8 protein-coding genes are annotated in these 11,362 nt (G+C 38.1%); all 8 read left to right on the top strand.

What is annotated here, in order from left to right; all coding sequences use genetic code 11:
- Positions 1 to 43: 43 nt before the first annotated feature.
- The 8 genes from KKC46_22315 (at position 44) to KKC46_22280 (ending at position 11,264) form a co-directional block, all read left to right on the top strand.
- Positions 44 to 1,024 (top strand): transposase, encoded by a 981-nt coding sequence (locus KKC46_22315; GenBank protein ID MBU1056538.1) that lies wholly within the window; start codon positions 44 to 46, stop codon positions 1,022 to 1,024.
- 40 nt (positions 1,025 to 1,064) lie between these two features.
- Positions 1,065 to 1,787 (top strand): hypothetical protein, encoded by a 723-nt coding sequence (locus tag KKC46_22310; GenBank protein ID MBU1056537.1) that lies wholly within the window; start codon positions 1,065 to 1,067, stop codon positions 1,785 to 1,787.
- Between the two features lie 246 nt (positions 1,788 to 2,033).
- Entirely contained in the window at positions 2,034 to 4,643 is a 2,610-nt protein-coding gene (locus KKC46_22305; GenBank protein MBU1056536.1) for an AAA family ATPase, read from the top strand.
- A 140-nt stretch (positions 4,644 to 4,783) separates the two neighbouring features.
- On the top strand, positions 4,784 to 5,746 hold the full coding sequence (locus KKC46_22300; GenBank protein ID MBU1056535.1) for a DUF4268 domain-containing protein: 963 nt from the start codon (positions 4,784 to 4,786) through the stop codon (positions 5,744 to 5,746).
- A gap of 194 nt (positions 5,747 to 5,940) precedes the next feature.
- Entirely contained in the window at positions 5,941 to 8,106 is a 2,166-nt protein-coding gene (locus KKC46_22295) for a tetratricopeptide repeat protein (protein ID MBU1056534.1), read from the top strand.
- Between the two features lie 348 nt (positions 8,107 to 8,454).
- Complete coding sequence (locus KKC46_22290) at positions 8,455 to 9,342, top strand: cyclase family protein (GenBank protein ID MBU1056533.1); 888 nt, start codon at positions 8,455 to 8,457, stop codon at positions 9,340 to 9,342.
- Between the two features lie 115 nt (positions 9,343 to 9,457).
- A complete protein-coding gene (locus tag KKC46_22285) occupies positions 9,458 to 10,651 on the top strand; it encodes a 4Fe-4S binding protein (GenBank protein ID MBU1056532.1) in 1,194 nt (397 codons plus the stop codon).
- A 202-nt stretch (positions 10,652 to 10,853) separates the two neighbouring features.
- A complete protein-coding gene (locus KKC46_22280) occupies positions 10,854 to 11,264 on the top strand; it encodes a TPM domain-containing protein (protein MBU1056531.1) in 411 nt (136 codons plus the stop codon).
- The last annotated feature ends 98 nt before the right edge of the window (positions 11,265 to 11,362 follow it).

Raw genomic sequence — 11,362 nt, 5'->3', positions numbered from 1 at the left:
TTAGCTCTTGACCATTTATATAACATTATGATAATCAGACAACATGTCACGTCCACTTAGAATAGAATATCCGGGTGCTTGGTACCATGTCATGAACCGTGGTAGAAGGTTTGAAAATATATTTTCAGACGATGCGGATTATGAGATGTTTGTCGAGCTTCTCAAAGATACATCGGAAATGTGGAATGTTAATATTGCCGCCTATTGTTTGATGTCCAATCATTATCATATCCTATTACAGACACCGGATGGAAATATTTCAAGAACCATGCGGCATATTAATGGTGTCTATACTCAAAGATTTAACAGAAAATATTCTCATGACGGTCAGCTTTTCAGAGGCAGATATAAATCGATTCTTGTAGGTGGCGACAGTTATTTATTACAACTTGTCAGATATATTCACCGGAATCCAATAAAAGCAGGCCTTGTTACGACATTGGATTCATATAAATGGAGCAGTCACAAAGGATATCTTTCGATAGCACAAAAATGGAGCTGGCTTCATAAGACATTTATTTTTTCACTTCTTACAAAAAACAAAGAAGAATGGATAAAAATATACAGACAATTTGTTTCTGTTGAAAAAGATGATAATATCTACCAAGTAATTGAAGCAAAGAAATGGCCTTCTATATTGGGTCCTAAAAATTTTCTGGATTGGGTTAAAGGCAAATATTATAAATCTAAAAAAGATGAGGATATTCCTGAGTCAAAATTACTTGATCCAAGCCAGAAATTAATTCTCGAAGTAGTTTGTAAATATTATGCTGTTGATGAAAAAGATATTTATAAATCAAGACGAGGGTCATACAATGAACCAAGAAATGTTTTGATTTATCTAATCAGACGTCTCCGGCAAGACAACATGAAGCAAATCGGCAAAGAATTTAATATAGAAAAATCCACTTCAGTTAGCAGTATTGTTGAACGTGTTAAGAAGCAGTTGCAGTCAGATAAAACTTTAAAGAAACGTATTGATGAACTAATTAATATGGTAAATAAGAGTCAAAAGCGGACTTGACCCCTGTTTCTAATATGGTAAATAAGAGTCAAAAGCGGACTTGACCCCTGTTTCTCTGTTTCTAAGAAATATTGACAATAGAATTGAAGTATTAATTGAAGATATTCAGAAAGTGGATGCGGATATAGTTGAAGCTCAGGGGTTGCTTGGGGAACTTTTAGAGGATCATGAAATAACGATGGAGAATTTAATTTTTTCCAAGAAGGATATTCTTGAAGCTCGACCAATTGACGAAAAGATTATGTCCCTTGATGAGCTACTGGCTGAATTGACCGGGAAACTACTTCAAACTAAAACAGCTGAAGTTAGCAACAAGCAAAATAGGGATAGCTTAATGCAAGATTTGACCAAGATACTGAATAGCACTTTTCACATGTTGAATTTCGATGGCAATCCTAAGGATGTAGAACTCTTTACTACAAGGGGTGAAGTCGTATCCGGAAGCGAGTCTGCAGCTTTTTTTCTCGCAAGATTTTACGCAATACAAAAAATGATTAACCACAACCATCCGATTATCATTGATGATTTCAGAGAAAAAGAATTAGCAACGTCCAAAGAGAAGATTGCGCTTGAACTGTATAAGGATCTTCCAAATCAAGTCATTTTCACTTGTACTTTAAAAGACGAAGAAACCTCTAAATACAGCGATTTGGATTACATTAACAAAGTTGATTACACAGGTTTTCCTGATAGTCATATAATGAACCAGGGTGACGTTTTGAAATTGAGAAAGGTCCTTAGTTCCTTAGCCATTTGTATTTAGAACAAGATATTTAAATTGAAAACAGATAAGGGTCAAATCCGCTCTTGGCTCTTGACTTCTATTAAATATTAGCGGGAAGAATGGTGGACGTCTATACTTTTATGCGTTTCTCAAACAGAGTGTAATTTACTTCCTCATTTTTGAAACCATATCGTCCAACGAGGCAGTTCAAGCAGTCGAGCTGCTCAACTGTTTGTTATGTGAACGGAAAGCATATCAGCAGTAGTATATCTTTGAGCTATAAATATGACCCTACTTAACAACATCCTAAAATGGACACAAACGTTACCTGCTTGGCAACGTGATGCTGCGCGCAGATTGTTGCAGTGCGAAGAGGGATTATCCGCGAATGATTATGCCGAGCTTTATGGTCTTCTAAAGGCCGGGCATGGTCTACCTAATCCAGATAATTTGGCCCCCGAACCACTTGCCGCTTGCCACCTTCCAGCTACCATACAATCTGGCCAAACCGTCATTTTGAAGGAGATAGGCAAATTGACCCATGTAAACCGCATTGCCCCTGATCAAAAATTAGGATTTTCAGAAATTGGAATGAGCGTTATTTATGGCGGCAATGGCTCTGGAAAATCTGGCTATGTACGGGTAATGAAACAGGCCTGCCGCTGCTGTGATCAATCAGAAAAGGTCTATCCAAATGCCAATGATCTATCAGTAGTGAATAAATCCCCAACGGCCAAATTTAGAATAGAACAAAACGGAACAACCCATAAAATAGATTGGGAGCAGGGGAGATGCATTCCAGATGAGTTGTTATCGAGCATATCGGTATTTGATTCCAGATGTGCCAGATCATATCTCACGGCTGAGCAGGATGTTGCCTATCTTCCCTATGGTTTAGATATTGTAGAAAATATGGCAAGGGACGTTATCCCTGAGCTTGACCGCCGCCTTTCAGAGGAAATCAGTGCTATTGATACAAATACATATGCATTTAATCATCTGACAGGTGAAACCAAAGTCGGGGATCTGATATCAAAGCTTAGCACCAAAACCAATCCTAAAACTGTCGAGGGTCTTGGTACTTTATCAGAGGAAGAAGAGAAAAGAATTACCAATATAGGCAAGGCACTTGCAGAAGTCGACCCTATGACCAAAGCGGCTGATCTCAAGCGCTTTGTTTCGCGAATTAAAAATCTAGCTGAAAATATTAGAAAGCTAAGCCTATGGGTTAATGATGAAGCGGTCACAAGATTAAAAAAACTTGATGATGAAGTGGTAGAAGCAGAGCAGGCAGAGAAAACTACAGCGCTTGATCTCCAATCAGGTGAGGAATTGTTGCCAGGGACAGGTGAGCCACTTTGGAAGGCATTGTTTGAGGCAGCCAGAAAATATTCAATCGAGATAGCATATCCCGACCATGAGTTTCCTCATACTGGTGATGGTGCGTTGTGTCCGCTTTGCCAATCAACGCTGGATGAGGCCGGAGAACGGCTAAAACGATTTGAGCAATATATCAAAGATGATGTTGCCAAAACAGCCAGTGAAAAGCGAACCAATTTAGCTACTATCATTAAAAAAATAGAAAATGCCAATCTTACAATTGCTTTTGATCAGGAATTATCTGATGAGATAGATCAGTGTGATAGGGATATAGTTCAGTCAGTTACGGATTATCAAACCAGCATTGATGCAAAAAGACAATGGATGCTTGGTGCGTTTGACAGTCATGACTGGAATAACCCATCTGATCTAACAGAAAGACCATATTTCCTTTTGCGAAAATTAGCAGCTCAAAAGCTCCTTGAAGCTCGTACTTTTATTAAAGCAGCGGACGAAGAGCATAAAAAGAAATTACAGAAAGAACATGATGAGCTTATTGCGCGGCAGAATTTAAACAAGTCCTTGCAAGCCGTGCTTGACCTCATTGATCGCCTGAAAAAAGTGGCCGATCTTAAAAAATGCAAGACGGAACTTAAGACCAAGCCAATCTCAGATAAATCCAGAGAATTTGCCAGTGAAGCAGTGACAAAAGAGCTTAAAGCAGCCTTGGATATTGAGTTTTCTAATCTTGGAGCCGGGCATATAAAAACCAAACTCAAGGAAAGAAACGACAAGGGCAAAATCTTTCACCAGCTTTTATTGGAGATACCGACAAATCAGAAGATTGATGAGATTTTAAGTGAAGGAGAGCAACGTGCAATTGCTCTTGGTGCATTTTTAGCTGAGCTGTCTTTAGCAGATCATTCCTGCGGGATTGTCTTTGATGATCCGGTATCCTCGCTTGATCACTGGCGCAGGCATCATGTCGCGCACCGCCTTGCCCAAGAAGCAAAAAAACGTCAAGTTATTGTCTTCACTCATGACACATCTTTTCTTGGCCAGCTTCGTGATGAGATCGATAAGAATAACCTCGATAACAAAATCTGTTTTCTGGAATGGAAAGGTCAATATGCAGGTAATGTCTGTGATGGCTTGCCATGGGGGCATTCAAGTTATAAAGAGCGTATAGACTCTCTTGAAAAAATGCATAAAAACTTAGTGAAATTGCCTTGGCCGCAATATCCAAGTGAAGATGATGCCGCTGAGATGCTTAAAGCATATGATCGTATGCGAGCAGCCATAGAGCGTGTAATCCAGGATGTGGTTTTTAATGGTGTGGTCAGACGCTATAGGGATTGGATTAACATTGGTAGTCTTAAGGGTGTAGTTGGATTTGATGATTCAGAGTGCGACGAGATTAACAGGCTTTACCAACGCTGCAATGATTTAGTAGATGCCCATGATCCGTCTTCAGCCAAGAATGTCCCCGTTCCCAATGTAGCGGAGCTATGCAAAGACATAGATGATCTCAAAGCAGTCATCCAAACTATACAGGATCGCAGAATGACACCATGAACAAAAATGCTGCGGTGAGTAATGCACATAACAAGGCGCTCGTTCGGATGCAAACTACGCTGCGCTTCGTTTGCACCACACAGCTTGGTCGTTGGGGTGAGTCTGAATTAATCAAGATATAAAACAATTGGAGCAATACAATGGCTGAAGCTTCCGAAAAAGATCTGGGAAAAATCAAAAAGCTTGATGTACGCAAGATATGGAAAAATGAAGCTACTGAATTTACACCATGGCTGGCAAGCGATGAAAATATTTCCCAATTAGGCAAAGCAATTGGATTTGAACTTGAAGTTGATCAGGTTGAAGCATCAGTTGGGCCTTATTCTGCTGATATCCTTGCTAAAGACACTGGTACAGGTAAATACGTAGTCATTGAAAATCAATTGGGAAAGACAAATCATGATCATTTGGGTAAAGCAATTACATATGGATCTGTTCTTGATGCTGGAACAGTAATCTGGATTGCTACGGAATTCACAGAGGAACACCAGAGGGCTTTAGATTGGTTGAATGAATATACGACTGATGAGCTTTCCTTCTATGGTGTATTGATAGAACTCTGGCAAATCGATGAATCACGGCCAGCTGTTCGTTTTAATGTCATCAGTCGTCCTGCCGAAATCAAACGTGAGGATGCAACTGGGAAATCAAAGGAAGCTTTATCTGAGACAAAAAAGTTGCAGCTTGAATTTTGGAGTGACTTTCGGAAAAAACTTTTAGAAACAAAAGTTGTTACCAGTGCCCAGACACCTCGCCCACAATATTGGTTCGACGTCGCTTTAGGCCGTTCTCATATTTTTTTGTCAAATATCGCAAATACGTGGGAAAACAAAATTGGAGTGCGAGTTTATATTGGCAATAAAATTGCGGATTGGGCTTTGCCGCAACTTGAAGAACAAAAAGAAGAAATTGAAACCGAAATTGGTTCAAAGCTTCAATGGAACCCAAATCCTGAAAACCGAGATAAAACCATTGCAGTCACTAAAGATGTTGATCTTCAGAACCGAGAAGAATGGGCTATGTCAATTGAATGGTTAGTTGATATGGTGAGAAGATTCAGGAAAGCTTTTGTACCAAGAGTCAAGAACCTAAAACAAATATAATAACCATTTTATATTCAAAGTGACACCCCAACAAGGGCATTGAGATGGTTTGAAAAAAGCTGGCGCTTTTTTCAACCTTTCATGCCCAGCGTTCGATTTCCAAATATATTAACAAGCTTTCAGCGAACCATTGGGTGGAGAGAGCGGGAATAACTTTTGTATTTAAAGTACATATCACCAGGAGATCTTGTCCAGTGAAAAGAGAATTGGAAGGGATTTTAGACGAAATAGTTGCCGGTATTAATCTACATGAGACTATCGTATTTTGCGGAGCAGGTATTTCAAGAAATTCCGGGATTCCTGTTGTATGGCCACTCCTTGAATACCTTTTAAATAAAATAGAAATTGAAAAACAGGATAGCAGCAAAATCCTTGGATCAAACCTTCCATTTGAAAAACTCATGGAAATTGTAGTGGAAAACTGTAATGCTGAGAGACTATTTGATATCTATGATGCCGATAAACCACAAATAGATTTTGTTGAACCAAATACAAACCATATTTTCCTGGCCAAATTGGCAAAGCTGAAGAAATTACAGTGCATTATAACGACCAACTTTGACCAGTTGCTCGAAAAAGCATTACAGAATGAAGGGCTTGCCGAAGGTATAGATTTTGTAGTGGTATCTCGCGAGGAAAATTTTAATAGGGCACACAAGCACGCCAATAAAATTACGCTTATAAAGATTCATGGTTGTATTCGTGATCGAACGAATATGGTGATCACGCTAAAGAAAGTTGCGCAGAAGGATTTATCTGCAGAGAGAGAGAAGGTCATAAAGATGGCCTTTTCGGAGCAGGATGCTCAAGACGCATTTGGGCTGATAAAACGTCTCATTGCACATCTGGCTTCCTCAAAAACCAGTCATAAGAATGTTTTAATACTTGGATACAGTTCATCGGATGTGTTTGATCTCAGTCCGCAAATAGAAAGAATCAAGGATCGATTTAAACACGTTTACTATATAGAACATATTAATCAAGATGAAAAACCGCGGATTGAGACTTTATCAGAAAAGAGTGATAAAAATCCCTTTACAAAATTCACCACTGGTAAACGGATCTATATCAACACTGATTCGTTTATAGAGCACATGTGGGAAAAAACCATAACGAATGCAAAATATCAACTAATCAAAAAAAATATTCCGTGGGAACTGAATGTTGATGATTGGTTTAAATCGAATCCATTTTTCACAAAGTATCTACTGATTTTTCGTATCTTATACGAAATTTCTGAATTAAAACGATCAGCCGTATATGCCGAAAAGGCTTTGGCTCTAGCGAAAAAAAACAACGATACACCTAATCAAGTTATATGGTTGGCAAATTTGGGAAATGTATACATCGGTTTAGCAGAATACCATATAGCATTGGAACTCCAGGAACAAGCATTACAACTAGCTGAAGAACTTGGTGACAAGAAAAATGCAGGATTATTCCTATCGAATATTGCCATTATTTACAATAGACTAGGGGATAATAAAACATCGAAAGATTATTCCCGGAAAGCAGATGAATCATCAAAAGAGCATTTTTCAGTCATTAATAAAAAGAGAGAATCTGCCAATAATGGTGCCATTTATTACCGGTTGGGAGAGTACGATAAAGCTATAAATTATTTCCAGGAAGATATTGATCAAGCCGTGAATAAAGGTGATAAAAAGCGTGAGGGTATGGGGCTTGGCAACCTGGGATCTGTTTACTGGCGATTGGAAAATAATATTGAAGCAACGCGGTGTTTTACTGAAGCATTGGCCATAGCGGTTAGTATAGGTGATAAAAGTAGCGAATGCAAATGGATCGGTAATCTTGGAAATATGTACGTTAACAAAGGCCAGTACGAGAAGGGTATTGAAAATTTCAAAAAAGCTTTATCAATCGCAGAAAAAATAGGAGATAACTACACAAAACTTTTGTGGTTAGGCAATCTGGGAGATGCATACAATGCATTAAAAGATACTGGTAATGCAAAGTATTATTGCGAACAGGCACTCGAATTAAGCAGGCAATTAGGTGATAAAGATTGTGAATTAAATAACTTGGCGGGACTCGGGAATGTTAATTTAGATCTGAAGGAATATACCAGGGCAATAGAGTATTACGAGAAAGCAATTACAGTAGCGGTTGAGATAAACAGCAACCATCTCCATGGAAGGTTACTGGCGTGTATTGGAAATGTATATACTGAGATAGATGATGCAGTTTTTTTTAACAGTGAAGATAATCTGGATCTTGACAATGATTATTCGGAATACCATCAAAAAGCAACTGAATACTATACCAAAGCTCTTGATATTCTTGTTCCCATATTAGGTAAAAACCATCCTGAGGTGATTGACATTATGAGTTATAGCTGAAAGGTCAGGCTTACATAATTGCATCATCTGAAGTAGCAAATCGGTTTAACCTTGACCTTGCAACAATAAGTAGAGGGGTTGTTGAAGTCTTAAAAAAATGAAAATGAACATGATCGGTACCTGAAATAACACATCAAACAATGCAATTAAGCAAGCCCTTCTGTAAAGGAAATTAACAGAAAACAGCAAGCCGGCCTTATTGAGTCAAAAAAGCTTAGTATTGAATATACTTAAACCATCGTTGAAATAAAGAAATGATTTAATCGAACAAACGGTTGAAGAAGGATTGGTAAATCCGCTGCGCTCCTTTGCCAACCTCTTAACCGAAGCTTTAAAGGAAAATAATAAATGAAAAGCAAAGATATAAAATTTCTAATTATAGTAATAGTAATAATCTCCTCTGTTCTTCTATCCATCTCCTGTACAAAAGAAAAACCTAAAAAAACAAAATATGTAGACTTATCTATTTCTATATCAAATGATGCCCTTGGTGATCCCAAACTGCCAGAAATCACCTACATAAATCACAAACAAGGCGCTGAAACAATGAAAAAATATTTCAAAGGCCTTGAACCTGAAAAACACTTACCGGATGGAAACGGTTGGGCAGTAGAATGGGTTAAGCTTAACACTCATCACGGAACACACCTTGATGCACCTTATCACTACTCCCCTTTTATGAATCGCGCAACAAAACAAGAAAAAGCCTGGACCATAGACCAAATACCTCTTGAATGGTGTTTTGGCAATCTTGTTGTTTTAGACTTTTCTAAAAAACCAGACGGTTATTTATTAACGAAAAATGACATCAAGAAAAAACTAAAACAAATGACATATATGCTAAAAAAGGGTGATATTGTAACTATACATACTTCTGCTGCTGAACATTGGGGTAAAGCAGATTATTTCAACAAAGGCTGTGGTGTAAGCAAAGAAGCTACTTTATACATTCTATCTCATGGAATAAATGTAGTTGGTACCGATGCCTGGTCTTGGGATGCGCCATTTAAATACACAAATGGAAAATGGAAAAAATCCATAGAAGAAGGAAAACCAAATGGGAAAATGATATGGGAAGGTCACTTTGCGGGGATTGAAAAAGCATATTGCCATATGGAAAAATTAACTAACCTCGACAAAGTTCCTTCTTTGGGTGCAAAAATATATTGTTTTCCAATAAAAATAGAAGGCGCTAGCGGAGGTTGGATACGCGCTATAGCAGAAATTGAAGAATAATAACCCTTCTATCAACTCAAGCCAAGGGATCTTACCTCGCGCCTCTGGCGCTCAGCAAGGCCCCTGCTTTCGGGTGTTATATGCTTGCAAACCAGGAAACCGTAGGTATTAAAAAATGGAAAAATATCCGCAGTTAAGAACTGCAATATATTTTATTTTAATTATCATTACTGTTATTGGCCTATCAATACTCTCCAACCAAATCTGGGGAAAAAAATCTGAGCAGCCGCAAACGCCTGCAAAAATAATAATTAATAATGAAATGACTCTTCTGCAGTTTGGCCAAGCCAACGGATTGCCAGAAAGAATCTTGAAGGAGTTATTTGACCTTAAAGCAAAATCTGATCTGGGAAAAAAGTTGGATGAATATGGAACTCACGATCAAATAACATCTCTTGTTATCAAAAAACTGGCATTGGCATCTGAACATGCCGGCAAGAACTGGATTAAAATTCCGGTTAAATTTCTTTTTTGGATTATCTTTCTATCAACAGTTTTCATTTTCTCCAAAAAGAGAAAAATGACTCCTGGCATCAGGAATGGGTTGCTTTTAACGTCTTTTATGATCTTTGGGGTGGTGATGGGATCGGACCCCGGCCCAATGGGTACTGTGAAGGATGCAATTCACCTTTACGGTACCGCACATGTCATCTTTCCCCCTCGAATGATTGCCCTAACTATTTTTTTGGCAATGGTCTTTTTTGCCAATAAGTACATTTGCGCATGGGGTTGTCAGGTCGGCACTCTCCAGGACCTGATTTTTCGAATCAATCAGACCAGCAAACTGAAGGCTGTAATTGGCAAACAGATCAAACCGTCTTTTGTTTTAACCAATACTTTTCGATTCGTTTTTTTTGGCGTGTTTACATTGATCGCTATTTTATGGGGAACCGATATCATCGACCCAATTGACCCTTTCAAGATATATAAGCCAATGCATCTGGGTCTCATTGGCGGCCTTTTCGTCGGCCTGCTCCTGTTCGCCAGCCTATTTATCTATCGGCCATGGTGCCATTTTTTCTGTCCCTTTGGTTTAGTCGGGTGGCTTGTGGAAAAAGTGAGTCTTGTCAAGATAAGCGTAGACTACAAAACTTGTATTGCTTGTGAGAAATGCGCTACTGCTTGTCCATCTACGGTAATGGGTGCTATCTTGAAAGGCGACAAAAAAACAATACCGGATTGCTTTTCTTGTTATACATGCAGAGATGTATGCCCGACCAACTCAATAATTTTCTCCTCCAGAAAAAGAACAGTACCTCCTTCAGATCATTTTGATAAAATAAAAAAGGACGAAAAATATAAGCGGTAGATATCGAAATTGTGGACTACCATTGAAAATATAAAGAGGTCATACAAATGAATCAAATATATTACACTCCTGTACATCCCGGTGAAGTATTGATCACGTTGCCGAATGAGGAGGAATATAATTTTGTTCTTTCATCTATACTTTCAGCGATTCGGTTGGTACGTGATTTCGTGTGTTTTAAATTGAGGAAATTTTATATATTATGTTGGATGTTATTTTCACTTTAAAAAAGCGACTAAATATTTCAATGCAAAAAATATTATTTAATACTCTGATCTGTATTTCAGTTAGCTGTCTTATTTCATGCAGTAATGATACTAATAATTTACCATTTTTTTCTTATATCAATTCCCCACGCCCTTCTAACGAAACAAGAATCTTTGATAATGCCAATCTGATTAAATACAAAAACAGCCTTGATTCTCATTTGAATACTTTATACAGGCTTGCAGACATTGACATGGTTGTGGTTACATTACCAAGCCTTCAGGGCAACGATATCTCCGATATATCTGCCAAGCTGCTTACAAACTGGAAAATCGGAGAAAATACAAACGGACTAAAGGGTATACAGCAATTCTCGGTGAATGTAATTTTTGGTCATCAGTTTTAGGAACATAGAAAAGTTTGCCAAAACATTGTGATAGAGACAGGAAAATTATTAACAAAAGTCATGAAATTTAACAATACAAATAAGGAGTGGATAAATTT

This window comes from Pseudomonadota bacterium (genome assembly GCA_018817425.1).
In the GTDB taxonomy this organism is placed as follows: Bacteria; Desulfobacterota; Desulfobacteria; order Desulfobacterales; family RPRI01; genus RPRI01.
Note: the sequence above shows the minus strand (reverse complement) of the source record. Positions and strands in the feature narration are given on the sequence as shown.

Excerpts from the sequence above, each read along its gene's own strand:
- KKC46_22315 (MBU1056538.1), top strand. The coding sequence starts at position 44 with ATGTCACGTCCACTTAGAATAGAATATCCGGGTGCTTGGTACCATGTC.
- KKC46_22305 (MBU1056536.1), top strand. The coding sequence starts at position 2,034 with ATGACCCTACTTAACAACATCCTAAAATGGACACAAACGTTACCTGCT.
- KKC46_22300 (MBU1056535.1), top strand. The coding sequence starts at position 4,784 with ATGGCTGAAGCTTCCGAAAAAGATCTGGGAAAAATCAAAAAGCTTGAT.
- KKC46_22290 (MBU1056533.1), top strand. The coding sequence starts at position 8,455 with ATGAAAAGCAAAGATATAAAATTTCTAATTATAGTAATAGTAATAATC.
- KKC46_22285 (MBU1056532.1), top strand. The coding sequence starts at position 9,458 with ATGGAAAAATATCCGCAGTTAAGAACTGCAATATATTTTATTTTAATT.
- KKC46_22280 (MBU1056531.1), top strand. The coding sequence starts at position 10,854 with ATGTTGGATGTTATTTTCACTTTAAAAAAGCGACTAAATATTTCAATG.